The sequence below is a fragment of the Gammaproteobacteria bacterium genome, assembly GCA_013003425.1.
In the GTDB taxonomy this organism is placed as follows: domain Bacteria; phylum Pseudomonadota; class Gammaproteobacteria; order Steroidobacterales; family JABDKV01; genus JABDJB01.
Genome location: JABDJB010000045.1, coordinates 87,363 through 100,588, shown reverse-complemented (window position 1 = coordinate 100,588; position 13,226 = coordinate 87,363). Strand labels below are relative to the sequence as shown.

Below are 13,226 nucleotides of genomic sequence, written 5' to 3'. Positions count from 1 at the left end.
TCAGTGATGCGTTTTGGCCTGGCTTGCATGTTGTTTCTTTGTGTCGGTATCGCACATGCTGATTTGTATGCAAGCCACCAGGCTGATGGCGTCATCAGCTACAGCGACCGGGCCAATTCGGACGCGGCGCGCAGCGATGTAGAGATTACTCACCCGCTTGAGGCCGCGCAGCTTCCCGGAACCTGGCATACCGACGCAGTCGACGGGGAACGAGCCGAGCTGCAGCTGGGCAACGACGGTTCTTTTGTATTTAACCAGTTTGGCGACAGCACGCGCACGTATATGTGCGGCGCCTGGAACGGCGATGTCGAGACGCTCAACCTCACCGTCAAGGCACTGAAGCGGCAGACTGAAGATGGCGCCATCGAACAGGCCGCCGGCACTTACCAGGAAACCGCGCCTATCCTTTCGTCGCAACGCGATCGCATGATCGTAGTAATCGACGGACAAAAACTGGTCTTCAACCGCGCCGGCTGACGGCTGACTATTACCCCGCGTCAACCTCGCCAAAAAATGCCAGCAGTGCGGCATTGACCTCATCCGGCTTTTGCAGGTGCATGGCGTGGCGCGCGCCAGGGAACGCCTGCACTCTCGCATTACTCATCAATGCAGCAAATGCAGCCTTCTCTTGCGGCGGAGTAAAGTCGTGCTCACCGGCCAGGAACAGGACGGGCGCTGTGATACGGTCCAGCCGGTCCACGACCGTCCAGCCGGCTACCGCATCGATGGCTGCCAGGTAAGGCGCAAGATCATTCCTGAACCGGCCCTGCAGGCGGCGTCGTGCCTCACGGTTGGCGGCCCCCGGGAAGTTGCGATAGAGCTGGATACGCGCCTCACGCTCCAGCCCCAGCCGGCGCGCCATCCAGCGCCGCGATGCGGCCATCATCCGTTTCCTGAATGTGTTGAGCTCGAAACTCGGCTGGCTGTTGATGATCGCCAGGCTGCGTACCCGTTGCGGATCATCAACGGCTAACTGGAACGACACTGCACCGCCCATCGAAATACCACAGAAGTGGGCCCGGTCAATTTCCAGGTAGTCCAGCAGCGCGCACAAATCCGCCGCATATCCTTCGATTGAATACGGACCCGGCGGGCGGGTGGAGCGGCCAAAGCCGCGCTGGTCCGGAGCGATTACACGGTAGCGCGATTCCAGCGCAGGATACTGGTACTGCCAGTCGGCACTGCTGGTACCCAGACCATGCACCAGCACCAAAGGACGGCCGGCGCCGCGATCTTCGTAATATAATTCGATGCCGTTGACGTTTGCGTGGGGCACGTGCGCACCTTGCCGGGCCAGCGGGCAATTTACACCACTGCAGCCGGTGAAGGCCAAAAACACATGATCAGTGAAAGTGACAGGACATTCCGTGAGCGGGTCGAGGCTTGTGACTGGAATGAGCCATTTACACACGAACACCACATACGGCTGGCATGGATCTACCTGCAGGAATTCGAACTCACCCAGGCCACCGGGCGGTGTCGTGCTGCCTTGCGTGGGCTTGCCGAATCCCATGGGGATTTCGACAAATATCATGACACTTTGACGGTTGCCTTCATGCAGCTGATTGCCAGGCACCGCGCGGCGGCGGCCCCTGGCGAAAGCTGGCCGCAGTTCCGCCTGCGGGCGCGGCCCTTGTTCGAGTCAGGCCGCCGGCTGATCGGCCGTCACTACAGTGACGAACGGCTTGCACATCCCGATGCCCGCCACGGCTTTGTGCCACCGGACCGGGAGCCGTTCTGAGCAAGGCAGTGTAAACTGTGCGGCCCGCCACATCGGGGGCCAGGAAAACACAGTGACCCGGGTAGCCGTAGCAGCCAGTTCCAGCATCGCCGCCGAGGCAGGCATTCGCATTGCCGCTGAGGGCGGCAATGCCGTAGACGCGGCCGTCGCATCCACAATGGTCTCGCTGGCGACAGAACCGGGCGTGGTTTCACCCGCTGCCGGCGGCTTTGCCACTGTCTGGCCGGCGCAGCAGCAAGCCACCGTCTTCGACGGTGTGCTGACCATGCCGGGCAACGGCATACCACCAGACCGTTTCGGCCGAGGCGCCTGGGAAGTACACATGACATACGGCGGTGGCATGTCCACCGTTATCGGACATGGCTCGGTCGCAACCCCGGGCGGCTTTGCCATGCTGGAAAGCTGCTGGCGTGAGTATGGCAGCCTGCCGTGGGAGGCCCTGATGCAGCCAGCCTACGAGCATGCGCGCGACGGTTTTCCTCTGGGTCAGGCGTCGTATAACTACCTGGTGCATTGTGGCGAGTCGGTATTTTCATGGCACGAAGACAGCCGCAAGGCATTATTCGATGAAGACGGCACTCTGAAGCCGGCCGGCGCACTGATTCACGTCCCCCATCTGGACGAAACACTGAAACGAATCGCTGACGAAGGGGTAGCTGCCTTTTACACTGGCGAGATCGCGCGCCGCATCGTTGCCGACATGGAAGCAAATGAAGGCCTGGTCAACGCCCGCGACCTGGCCGGGTACGAACTGGTGCGACGCGAACCGCTTTGCTTCCGGGTGGCTGACTGGACGATTGCGACGAATCCGCCCCCGGCCGTAGGTGGTGCTGCGCTTTGTGCCATGCTGGAGCTGATGGAGGGACGTCCTCACGGCGCCTGGACAGCTGCCGATGTAGCTCGCGCCGCTGAAGTGCAGAACGCTGTTTATGGTTATCGCCGCAGTCAGCTGGACCTAAGCGAAGATATTGCGACAGATATCGCCCAGCTGCTGCAACTGTGCCGTGACAATCCCCATGCACTGTTATCCCCATCGACCATACACGTATCGTCAGTCGACGCCGACGGGCTGGCATGCTCGACAACGATGTCGGCTGGCTACAGCTCGGGCGTTATGCCACCGGGCACCGGGCTGTGGATGAACAACGGGCTGGGCGAGCTGGAGCTGAACAAGCGTGGCCTGGTACCCGGACCACCGGGCACCAGGCTGACATCAAATATGGCGCCCTCCGTGGCGCGCAGCGATGCCGGGTCGGTTCTGGCAATCGGATCGCCCGGAGCCGACCGGATAACGACAGCGATCAGCCTCACACTGCTCAACCTGGTGCATGCCGGCCTGACGCTGGAGGCCGCGATAGAGCACCCGCGCCTGCATGTCGAATTTGCCGATGCCGGACCACGTATTGCCCTGGAACCTGGTCTCGATTCCGGCGACTGCCGTCTGCCATTACGCCAGTTCGACAGCCTGTCTATGTTTTTTGGCGGTGTCGGCGCGGCGCAACTCGATGCCGACGGGCGGATGCATGCTGCATCGGACAGTCGCCGCACCGGCGGCGCCCGCGTAGGCGGATGAACAGGCAACAGCGCTGGCGCATACGGCTGATTGCCATCGCGGGTGGCGCTGCCGTAGTCGGCGCATTGATCACAGCCGCATCCCTCACACCGCCCTATGACGGCCCCATCAGCGATAATTTCGACGGCAAGCGCTTTGCCAATATCCCGGCAAGTGCGACCATCAACAAGTCAGCGCTGGAAATCCTGCGTTGGGCGGTAACCCGCGAACCTGGCGCGTGGTCAGATCAGGCGGATGTTGTCTATCACGTCCCACCGCGCCGCAGCGCAGAACTGCGCGTCACCTTCGTCAATCACGCCAGCGTGCTGATCCAGGCTGACGGCCTGAATATCCTTACCGACCCGATCTGGTCGGAACGCGCCAGCCCGGTGCCGTTTGCCGGCCCGCAGCGATTCCGCCCGAGCGGTATGCGCTTCGCCGACCTGCCGCCGATCGATGTCGTACTTATCAGTCACAATCACTACGACCACCTGGACAGCGCCACGATTCGCGATCTGGCTGCAGCACACGATCCGCTGTTCCTGGTTCCGCTCGGTAACCGTCACCTCCTGGATAACACCGATACGCTGCAGATCGAAGAACTCAACTGGTGGCAGGAGTACGACGTTGATGGCGTCACCATATACGCCGTGCCGGCGCAGCACTGGTCGCGACGTGGCCTGTTCGACACCAACCGTGCGTTATGGGCCGGCTACGTAATCAACACCGTCCACGGCCCCGTTTATTTTGCCGGTGACACCGGCATGGGGCCGCACTTTACCGAGATCAGCGCACGTTTAGGTGCGCCGCGCCTGGCGATTCTGCCGATTGGCAACTACCTGCCGCGCTGGTTCATGGCACCTCAGCATATCGATCCGGCAGAAGCCGTGTCGGCGCATTTGTTGCTTGGCGCAGCGCAAAGTATGGCCATACACTTCGGTACATTCCGCCTCGGCGACGACGGCCAGACCCAGCCGATTACCGATCTGCGGCTCGCGCTGCGCGATGCGCAGCTGCCAGATGACATTTTCTGGGTACCATTCAATGGAGACTATCGCGTTTTCCCATCAGACCATGAACCCGTTGCAAGACTCACTTCCCGCTAACCCCCTCCAGGTTGTATCTGACTGGCTGGCCGACGCGCGTGACCGGGCGCTGACGCCAAACAGCAACGCCATGGTACTGGGCACCGTGGCAATGCAAAAGGGCGAAATATTGCCCTCGGCCCGAGTGGTACTGTGCAAGAAGCTCGATGTTACAAACGGCTACCTGGTTTTCTACAGTAATTACAATTCGCGCAAGGGCGACGAGCTGCAACAGATTGCAAATGCCGCTGCTGTTTTTCACTGGGATGTGCCTGGTCGGCAGGCACGTGTGGAAGGAATCGTCCTGCGCGCCCCGGATGACGAGAGCGACGGCTATTTCGCCGGGCGGCCACGCGAGTCGCAACTTTCAGCCTGGGCCAGCGCGCAAAGTGAACCGGTAGCAACACGCGCTGCGCTGAGCCAACAAATGGAGCAGGCGCGACAGCGCTTTGCGGGCGTCGATCCGGTGCCGCGCCCACCGCACTGGGGTGGCTATCACCTGTGGGCCACCGCAGTCGAGCTCTGGGTCGAGGGCGATAACCGGCTGCACGATCGGGCCCGCTGGATTCGCACTGTAGCCATCGATGACAACGGTGTTGCTCATCCGGACGCCTGGACTGCCAGCCGGCTGCAGCCGTGATGCAGGATTTACTGATCGACTGCACTGTCCGCTGTCCCACGTGCTGGGAACAACATACGGTGACGATCGATGTCACCGCACCGGATCGCTCGATAATCGAGGATTGTCATGTGTGCTGTAACCCGATGCAGCTGAGCTTCCAGCTCGATGGCGAAAATGCCTTGTACGACGTCGCGGTCGACAGCGCCTGATGCGAAACTTACGAATCCTGCTGCTGATTTACCTTCTGCTGTTTGTCGCTCTTGGCGCCTGGCTGGCGCGGGCGCGAACCACCGACTGGGATGACACGCTGTATGTCGGCATTTACCCGATTAACGGCGATAACAGCGAGGTCTCGACGCGCTATATCGGTGCGCTCGAACCCGGGCACTTTGCCGATGTCGAGGAATTCGTCAAACGCGAAGGGTTGCGCTACGGCGTAACTTACGCCGAACCGCTGCGCATTGAGCTTGGCCAGCCCGTTGCTGACTCGCCGCCGCAACCGCCGGCTGACCGCAACATAGCCGGCGTCATGTACTGGAGCCTGAAACTGCGCTACTGGGCCTGGCAGCAGCAACGCCAGCAGCCCGGGCCGGATCCCGATATTCGTATTTTCCTCATTTACAACGACCCGGCACAAAATCCGGTGCTGGCACATTCGCTGGGGCTGCAAAAAGGCCTGGTGGGCGTAGTCAATGCTTTTGCCAGTCGACGAATGGCCGGCAGCAACAACGTCGTGATTGCGCACGAGTTGTTCCACACGCTGGGCGCCACAGATAAATACACCCCCGTCACTAACCTGCCGTTGCACCCGCACGGCTATGCCGAACCGCTGCGCAACCCGCTGCACCCGCAAACATTTGCGGAGCTGATGGGCGGGCGCATCCCGCTCACTTCAACGCTTGCCGAAACGCCGGCGAGCCTGCGCGATGTCATTGTCGGCCCACTTACCGCCGCCGAAGTGCGCTGGAGTAACTGATGCAGGAGCTGCTGGGATGCCGCGAACTGGACGTTGCTATTGGCAGCATCCAACTGATTGCCGGCCTCGATCTGGAGGTCCATCCCGGTGAACTGGTTTGCGTGATCGGCTGCAATGGTGCGGGGAAGACCACGCTGTTACACACGCTGGCCGGGCTGCGTAGCGCTACCGGCATTACCCTGCTGGGCCAGCCGCTGGATTCGCTGTCACGGCGCAGTGTCGCAAGCAAGATCGCCCTGCTCACCCAGCAACAGGAAGACGCTTTCCCGGCCACGGCGCAGCAGGCAGTTCTGCTTGGCCGAAATCCGCATCTGGGGTTTTTCGAATGGGAATCACGCGACGACATCGCTGTCGCTGCTGATGCCTTGCAGCGCGTGGACATGACCGGGTTTGGCGACCGTGAGCTGCACACGTTATCCGGTGGCGAACGCCAGCGAATCGCGCTGGCAGCAACGCTGGCCCAGCAGCCGCTGCTTTACCTGCTGGACGAACCGCTCAACAATCTTGACCCGCAACACCAGCTCGGTGCACTGCGTTGTTTCAGCCAGCTTTGTGCGCAAGGCAAGGCTGTCCTGGCCAGTCTGCATGACCTGAACCTGGTGGCGCAGTTTGCCGATCGTGTCGTGCTGCTTTTCGGTCCGCAGCGTAACGGCGCATGGATGTCTGGCACCGTCGAAGAGTGCATGACCGCACAAAACTTAAGTGACCTCTACGGGACGCCGATCGAACGCGTGGCGAACGCAAACCGCAGCCTGTTCGTACACGCCTGATGCCGGAGGGGCCGGAAATTCGTCGCGCCGCCGACGAGGTTGCGACGGTGCTGCTTGATCAGCGAATAGTCAACGCCAGCTTTTCTTTCCCTGAGCTTCGCCGTTTTGAACCACGCCTGCGCGGCAGCCGCGTGACTGTCGTCGACACGCGTGGCAAGGCAATGCTGACACGATTCGCCAACGGGCTGACACTGTACAGCCACAATCAGCTCTACGGGCGCTGGTATGTCGTGCGTCGCGGCGACCGTCCTGAAACCGGGCGCAGCCTGCGCGTCGCCCTGCATACAAAAACGCACAGCGCGCTGCTTTACAGCGCATCCGATGTTGCTGTGCTAACGGCGCGCCAGCTTCAGGGTCATCCCTACCTGAGGCGCCTGGGGCCCGATATTCTGGATGCCGGGCTGGACAGCGCCTCGATTTACGCGCGTTTGCGGCAGCCCGCGTTTTGCGGTCGGAAGCTTGGCACCCTGTACCTGGATCAGTCGTTCCTGGCCGGCAACGGCAACTACCTGCGCTCTGAAGTACTTCACGCGGCAAGGCTGCATCCGGCCTGGCAGCCGGCCGGGCTGAAAGCGCCCGCGCTGCAGCGCCTGGCACGGCAGACACTTGCGGTTGCGCGACGCTCGTATCGCAGCGGCGGCATCACCATCGCGCAATCACGAATACGCAAGTTGCGTGCTGACGGGTTCTCGCCGCGACGTTTTGCCGTTTTCAGCCGCGAGGATGCGCCCTGCTTTTGCTGTGGCGACGACATCGTGCGTCAGACGTTCGCCGGCAGGCGCCTCTACTTCTGCCCCACATGCCAGCCGTCTCCGCAATGAGCACACAGGTGTTGCCACTGAATTTGTAACTGTCTTGTTACAAAACTGTTTCAGCGTGCGATTGATTTGCGCCGTCAACGCCCGCAAATTAACAGCATCCTTCGGTTTCAACATGGAAACGCAGAATGAAAGATGCATCTGACAAGGCCCCCAGGTCACCTGCCGCCAGTGGCGACTCGCTCGGCCGCTATCTCGACGCGGTTGGCCAGCATGACCTTATCGATGCTGCTCAGGAAGTGCGTATCGCACGTCGAATCGCCCGTGGCCGCAGCAGGACCCGCCGGCGGCTGGCACGATTCCGGCCGGCGCTGCAGCAGCTGCAAGCAGACCTGCAGCGCGTCCGCAGTGAAGAAATCAGGCCGACAGCGATCTTTACCAGCAGTGAAACCGAAGGCTACGCAGACAGGGTGAGCCTTGCCCTGGAGAGCATCGAGGCGGCTCTACGGGACAGCGGCCGGCCGTCGATCGTGCCGTTACGCAAGCTGCTCGCTGCACTGCCGCTTAATCCCGACTACCAGGACAGCCTGGTCGGGCTGTTACGCAGCGCGGCGGCCCGGGTGCGTGAGCAGGTCGAACGCGCCACCAGCCAGCTGGTCACAGCCGGGCTGCGTGCGGCGACCCACGACGACGCCACCCCCGTCCGCCCCCTCAATGCGACGATACTTGCGCACCTGATGCATGAGCACAATGCAGAACTTGGCAGCCGCCGCGCAGGACTCGCGCATGCGCAACGGCAGCTCGCTGCGGCCGAGTCAGAGTACGGTGTGCCGGCCGATGTATTGCTCGACCTTGACCGTACTGTAGCCGTCACTGAGATCGTCATGCGCCGGGCCCGCAATGAAATGGCGCGTGCCAATCTGCGACTGGTCGTATCCATCGCTCGGCGTTACAACGGAATGGGGCTGCCACTTGACGACCTCATCCAGGAAGGCAACCTGGGTCTGCTGAAAGCCGTCGAGAGATTCGATTACAGCCGCGGCTTCAAATTCTCTACCTACGCAACCTGGTGGATTCGGCAGGCCGTTGGTCGCGCGGTTGCCGACAAGTCACGCACCGTCAGGCTGCCGGCGCACATCAACGAAAAAAAGCGCGTCCTGGCAAATTGCCAGCGTGAATTCTTCCAGATCCACGGCCGCAAACCTGCGGTTGCCGAGCTCGCTGAAGTATCCGGATTTCCGCAGTGGAAGGTACGCCAGCTGCTCGGCCTGGCCGACCCGGTCTCGTTGCAAACCCCTGTCGGCAGTGACGGTGATTCGGAACTGGCAGACCTGATTCCCGACAGCGTGCAGCCGTCTGCAGAAGAGCTGCTGCACCAGCATGACGTTATTGAAACCACGCGCGAGATTGTCAGCCGCCTGCCTGATCGCGACGCCAATATACTGCGGTTGCGACACGGCTTTGACACCGGCGACGAGCCCAGCCTGCGCGACGTCGGCGCTGCGGTCGGTCTCAGCCGCGAGCGCGTGCGCCAGCTGGAAAAAATGGCCGCAAATCGGCTGCTGGATGAATACGGCGACGAGCTCGGCGCCCTGCTCGACTCCGATGGCTGAACGCAACGGCCGGCACGACTAGAGCCAGCGTCTTACCCGCTTCCTGTACTCAAGATAAGGCCGACCCAGAGACTGTTCCATGAACTGCTCTTCGGGCAGGATAAATCGGTAATGCATTATCAGCGGAAATACCGGCAGCAGCAGGAACGCGCTCAGGTCGCCCGTGATTATCGCCACGCCGGTCAGGCTCACCGTCATGCCCAGATACATCGGATTACGCGTATGACCAAAGATGCCGCTGGTTACGACGGTCGTTGCCTTGTCAAACGGCACCAACCCGGTGCTGGCCTTTCTGAACAGGACCACACCGGCTATGACGATCGCCAGCCCGCCCACCAGAACCAGCGCACCAAGGTAGCTGACCGGCGGCTCCAGCAGCGTAAACAGCGTTAAAAATTTTTTCGCCAGCACCATGGCCACGCCAACAGCAGCGAAATACATTGGTGGCAGTATCAGCGGTCGCTTATGCGCTGCCATTGAGGCGCTCGAAGATAACCCCGTGCAGCTGCCGGTTGGCAGCCAGAACGCTGGTTGTCCCGAGCGTCACTGACTGCCCCTGCAGGTCAGTAAAAATGCCGCCAGCTTCTGTAACAAGCAAACTGAGCGCCGCGATGTCCAGGATATTCACGTCGGACTCGATGACCGCATCGATACGACCGGCGGCCAGTAAATGATAGTGATAGAAATCGCCGTAGCCACGAATCCTCGATGACTCCGCCACCAGTTCACCAAGCCGCTGCCACGCCGGTGTGCGCGCGATGCTGTGGGTGTTTCCCAGTGACAGGCTGGCATCGGCCACGCTGCCGACATCACTGATGTGCGCAGCGGCACCGTTGATAAAGGCACCCGCACCTTTTTCTGCGTGCGCTATCTCGTCAAACAACGGGGCGTTTGACACACCAAGCACAATTTCGCCCGCATGCAGTAAAGCAATCTGCACCGAGAAGAACGGGTAACCGCGAACAAAACTCTTTGTACCGTCCAGCGGGTCTACCAGCCAGACGTAGTCGGCATCCATCGCGCTGCTACCGGTTTCCTCACCGTAAAAACCATCATCGGGGAAAGCACTCGTCAGCACTTCGCGAATAGCGCCTTCACTTTCCACATCAGCGACGGTAACTGGCGTCTTGTCAGCCTTTATTTCTACTTCGAGGTTGGCGCGAAAATAACCACGCTGGATTTCAGCCGCGGCAGCAGCGGCCTCCAGGGCTTTGGCCATTCGAGTATTGCCGTGCACTACATTGATTCCTCACACTTTGCGCATCAGCAGTGTAACGCAACCGGCCCGGCTTCTTGACACGCCGGATACAACTCAACCATCATCCCAGCGCGCCAGGTAACGGGAAGCCGGCACAGCCTCAGGGCCATTCCGGCGCTGCCCCCGCAACGGTGTTCGAGTCGGTCGCTGAAAGCGACCGTGACGTATCAGCGGTTTTTTCCGCAGCCACTGTGCTTATTGCATGGGAAGGTGACACGTCAGGCACAGCCGCTCGTCAGCCCGGAGACCGACCTGGCGCCAATGACCCATGCCGCGGCGGGCGGTGCAGTCGATAATCGACGCATCCTCCCCCCGGTTCAGCTCCAGTGTGCGGGAGGCACGCGTGAAAAAACTTGCACTGCTATTTCTCTTCCCTGTCCTTTCCGGCCCGCTGGCGGCTGGCGATCAGCTGCAACCCATAGTAGTTACGGCAACCCGCATGGAGCTGCCGGCAGATGAGGTTCTGGCGCCGACGGTTGTGATTGATCGCGAGCAGATCGAACGCAGCATGGCCAGCGATATTGCCGAGCTGCTACGGTTTCACGCCGGTCTGGAACTCGGCCGCAACGGTGGGCCGGGGCAGGCGACTTCCCTGTTCATCCGCGGCAGCGACAGCAATCATGCTTTGGTTCTTGTCGATGGCGTCGAGATTAACCCCGGCACCATTGGCGGCGCTGCTCTGCAGAACATTGTGCCGCACCTGATCGAACGCATCGAGATTGTCAAAGGACCACGCTCTGCCCTGTACGGCTCTGAAGCCATCGGCGGGGTTGTCAATATCATCACGCGCCAGAACGCAGGACTGGAGCTAAGCATCGGTGGCGGTCGCTACGGCACCCGCAGCGCCGCACTCAGCGCCGGGCTGGGGAATGACGAACAGACGGTGTCGGCATCCATTGGCACGCTAAGCAGCGACGGTTTTCCTACTCGCGACACCGATGGCGCGCCTGATCGGGGCTATACCAACAGGTCGGCCGGACTGAACGCGGCAACAACGATTGGCGGCGCCGACCTGTCACTGCGTCACTGGCAGAGCGAGGGCAATACCGAGTACCTCGATTTTTTTGTCAATCCTGTCGACCAGGATTATCGCAATCGCGCCACCGCCTTGACCGTTACGCTGTCCCCGGCAGCGGGCTGGTCCAGCAGCATCATGCTCAGTGCCATTGCTGATGACATCGATCAGCAGCAGAGCGCCGATACGGCCCGCACCGATCGCAATGTGGTTGACTGGCAGAACAACGTGCAGGCTGGAATGCACAACATCGTTGCCGGTCTGTATGCCGCGCGCGAGCAAACACGTGCGCTGAGTTTTGGCACGGGCTTCGATGAAAACACCGATATCGATGCCCTTTACCTGCAGGACTACATTGACCTCAGCCATGGCGAACTGCTGCTGGCAGCCCGCTACACCGACCACGAAACAGCCGGGAACAACACGACATGGAATGCGGAGTACGGCCATCGGTTTGCCAATGGCTGGCGGCTGATCGGGGCCATCGGCTCGGCATTTCGCGCGCCCGATGCCACTGACCGTTTCGGCTTCGGCGGCAACCCGCAGCTGCAGCCAGAGCAATCGGCCAGCATGGAATTTGGCCTGGACCGGGTCATGGGCCCCCACACGCTGCGCATTACGGCGTTTCGTAACACCATCGACAACCTGATTGAGTATGTCTTTGACCCAGTCAGCTTTGCAGGCAGCAATGTGAATATCGCCCGGGCACGGATAACCGGACTGGATGCCGGCTACCGCTGGCGCAATGACTACTGGCGTGTCGCGGCCAGTGTGCTGCTGCAGAATCCGCACGACCTGCAAAACGACACACAACTGGCGCGTCGCGCCAGGCGCAGCCTGACACTCAACGCCTCGCGGGTCTTTGACGTTTACACCCTGGGTTTCGATGTGCTGGCTACTTCACAACGCAGGGATTCACCGTTTAGCGATACAATCAATTCTGGTTATGTGCTGGCAAATCTCAGCGCCCAAATGCAGCTGACCCGAAACTGGTCGCTGCAGGGAAAAATCGAGAACCTGCTCGACACCAATTACCAGACTGCCGCCGGGTTTCGCTCGGCCGGCCGCGGCCTGTACCTGGCCGCTCGTTACCGGTTGCATTAACTGAGGCACAAACCAGTGGGACACAGACTGAGCAAGATCTATACGCGAACCGGAGACAGTGGCACCACCGGCCTGGGGGATGGCAGCCGGGTCGAAAAGGATAATCCGCTGGTCGAGGCATTCGGTACCGTCGACGAACTGAACAGCATTATCGGTATGGTGCTCGCACAAGATGTACCCGATGCGATTCGTGATTGCCTGGTCGTGGTGCAACACGACCTGTTCGACCTCGGCGGTGAGCTGTGCCTGCCTGGCACCATTCTGCTCAGCGCCTCGTATGTAACACGCCTGGAAGACCTTCTCGATCAACACAATGAAGCGTTGCCGCCGCTCAAGGAATTCATCCTGCCAGGCGGTGGCCCTGCTGCGGCCGCCTGTCACCTGGCGCGCACGGTTTGCCGGCGCGCTGAACGCCGCACCTGGACGGCCAGCCGTGACACGGATCTCAACCCGGTGGCGCTGCAGTACCTCAACCGGCTGTCCGACCTGCTGTTTGTCATCGGCCGGGTGCTGGCACGCCACGAGAACGGACGCGAAGTGCTGTGGCAGCGCGATCGCCAGCCGCCGCCGTAACCCCTTGTTTTAGCGCGCCTGGAAGTCATCCGCCCCACCCGCGGCTGACGGCATCCGCCCGATTGTGACCTGTTTCTCATTCGCTATGTCAATGAGTTGATAGGATTTTTTGTACCGGCAGCGCCCGCCGGAACGTACCGCGGGCCGGCAAGGGAATGT

The 13,226-nt window shown here is 61.1% G+C and carries 15 protein-coding genes and 1 riboswitch; of the genes, 12 read left to right on the top strand and 3 right to left on the bottom strand.

Translation table 11 applies throughout. The features are described from left to right. The first annotated feature begins 3 nt into the window (after positions 1 to 3). Positions 4 to 477: a hypothetical protein gene (locus tag HKN06_06935; GenBank protein ID NNF61051.1), complete on the top strand. Its 474-nt coding sequence runs from the start codon at positions 4 to 6 to the stop codon at positions 475 to 477. Positions 478 to 487: 10 nt separating this feature from the next. On the opposite strand, the gene HKN06_06930 is transcribed toward HKN06_06935, so the two are convergent. Further along, positions 488 to 1,276, bottom strand: a complete 789-nt coding sequence (locus HKN06_06930; GenBank protein NNF61050.1) for an alpha/beta fold hydrolase — start codon at positions 1,274 to 1,276, stop codon at positions 488 to 490. Here HKN06_06930 and HKN06_06925 point away from each other — a divergent pair. The 9 genes from HKN06_06925 (at position 1,268) to HKN06_06885 (ending at position 9,117) form a co-directional block, all read left to right on the top strand. Beyond that, positions 1,268 to 1,741, top strand: coding sequence for a hypothetical protein (locus HKN06_06925; protein ID NNF61049.1), 474 nt, complete (start codon positions 1,268 to 1,270; stop codon positions 1,739 to 1,741). The two genes, HKN06_06930 and HKN06_06925, sit on opposite strands and share 9 nt — an antisense overlap. Continuing rightward, on the top strand, positions 1,698 to 3,314 hold the full coding sequence (locus tag HKN06_06920; GenBank protein NNF61048.1) for a gamma-glutamyltransferase: 1,617 nt from the start codon (positions 1,698 to 1,700) through the stop codon (positions 3,312 to 3,314). The genes HKN06_06925 and HKN06_06920 overlap by 44 nt, the downstream gene beginning before the upstream one ends. Continuing rightward, a complete protein-coding gene (locus HKN06_06915; protein NNF61047.1) occupies positions 3,311 to 4,399 on the top strand; it encodes a hypothetical protein in 1,089 nt (362 codons plus the stop codon). Before HKN06_06920 ends, HKN06_06915 begins: the two co-directional genes overlap by 4 nt. Beyond that, positions 4,368 to 5,018: a pyridoxamine 5'-phosphate oxidase gene (pdxH, locus tag HKN06_06910; GenBank protein NNF61046.1), complete on the top strand. Its 651-nt coding sequence runs from the start codon at positions 4,368 to 4,370 to the stop codon at positions 5,016 to 5,018. Before HKN06_06915 ends, pdxH begins: the two co-directional genes overlap by 32 nt. Further along, positions 5,018 to 5,209: a CPXCG motif-containing cysteine-rich protein gene (locus tag HKN06_06905; protein ID NNF61045.1), complete on the top strand. Its 192-nt coding sequence runs from the start codon at positions 5,018 to 5,020 to the stop codon at positions 5,207 to 5,209. Before pdxH ends, HKN06_06905 begins: the two co-directional genes overlap by 1 nt. Next, positions 5,209 to 5,976: a hypothetical protein gene (locus HKN06_06900; protein NNF61044.1), complete on the top strand. Its 768-nt coding sequence runs from the start codon at positions 5,209 to 5,211 to the stop codon at positions 5,974 to 5,976. Before HKN06_06905 ends, HKN06_06900 begins: the two co-directional genes overlap by 1 nt. Beyond that, entirely contained in the window at positions 5,976 to 6,746 is a 771-nt protein-coding gene (locus tag HKN06_06895) for an ABC transporter ATP-binding protein (GenBank protein NNF61043.1), read from the top strand. The genes HKN06_06900 and HKN06_06895 overlap by 1 nt, the downstream gene beginning before the upstream one ends. Continuing rightward, positions 6,746 to 7,567: an endonuclease VIII gene (gene nei / locus HKN06_06890; GenBank protein ID NNF61042.1), complete on the top strand. Its 822-nt coding sequence runs from the start codon at positions 6,746 to 6,748 to the stop codon at positions 7,565 to 7,567. The genes HKN06_06895 and nei overlap by 1 nt, the downstream gene beginning before the upstream one ends. A 125-nt stretch (positions 7,568 to 7,692) precedes the next feature. Next, positions 7,693 to 9,117, top strand: coding sequence for a sigma-70 family RNA polymerase sigma factor (locus HKN06_06885; GenBank protein NNF61041.1), 1,425 nt, complete (start codon positions 7,693 to 7,695; stop codon positions 9,115 to 9,117). Positions 9,118 to 9,135: 18 nt separating this feature from the next. On the opposite strand, the gene HKN06_06880 is transcribed toward HKN06_06885, so the two are convergent. After that, positions 9,136 to 9,594, bottom strand: a complete 459-nt coding sequence (locus tag HKN06_06880; GenBank protein NNF61040.1) for an isoprenylcysteine carboxylmethyltransferase family protein — start codon at positions 9,592 to 9,594, stop codon at positions 9,136 to 9,138. Continuing rightward, a complete protein-coding gene (locus HKN06_06875) occupies positions 9,581 to 10,336 on the bottom strand; it encodes an inositol-phosphate phosphatase (protein ID NNF61039.1) in 756 nt (251 codons plus the stop codon). Before HKN06_06875 ends, HKN06_06880 begins: the two co-directional genes overlap by 14 nt. 98 nt (positions 10,337 to 10,434) lie before the next feature. Continuing rightward, positions 10,435 to 10,646: riboswitch (cobalamin riboswitch) on the top strand. 72 nt (positions 10,647 to 10,718) lie between these two features. On the opposite strand from HKN06_06875, the gene HKN06_06870 reads away from it, so the two are divergent. Further along, complete coding sequence (locus tag HKN06_06870) at positions 10,719 to 12,494, top strand: TonB-dependent receptor (GenBank protein NNF61038.1); 1,776 nt, start codon at positions 10,719 to 10,721, stop codon at positions 12,492 to 12,494. A gap of 15 nt (positions 12,495 to 12,509) precedes the next feature. Beyond that, positions 12,510 to 13,067: a cob(I)yrinic acid a,c-diamide adenosyltransferase gene (locus HKN06_06865; GenBank protein NNF61037.1), complete on the top strand. Its 558-nt coding sequence runs from the start codon at positions 12,510 to 12,512 to the stop codon at positions 13,065 to 13,067. Positions 13,068 to 13,226: the final 159 nt, after the last annotated feature.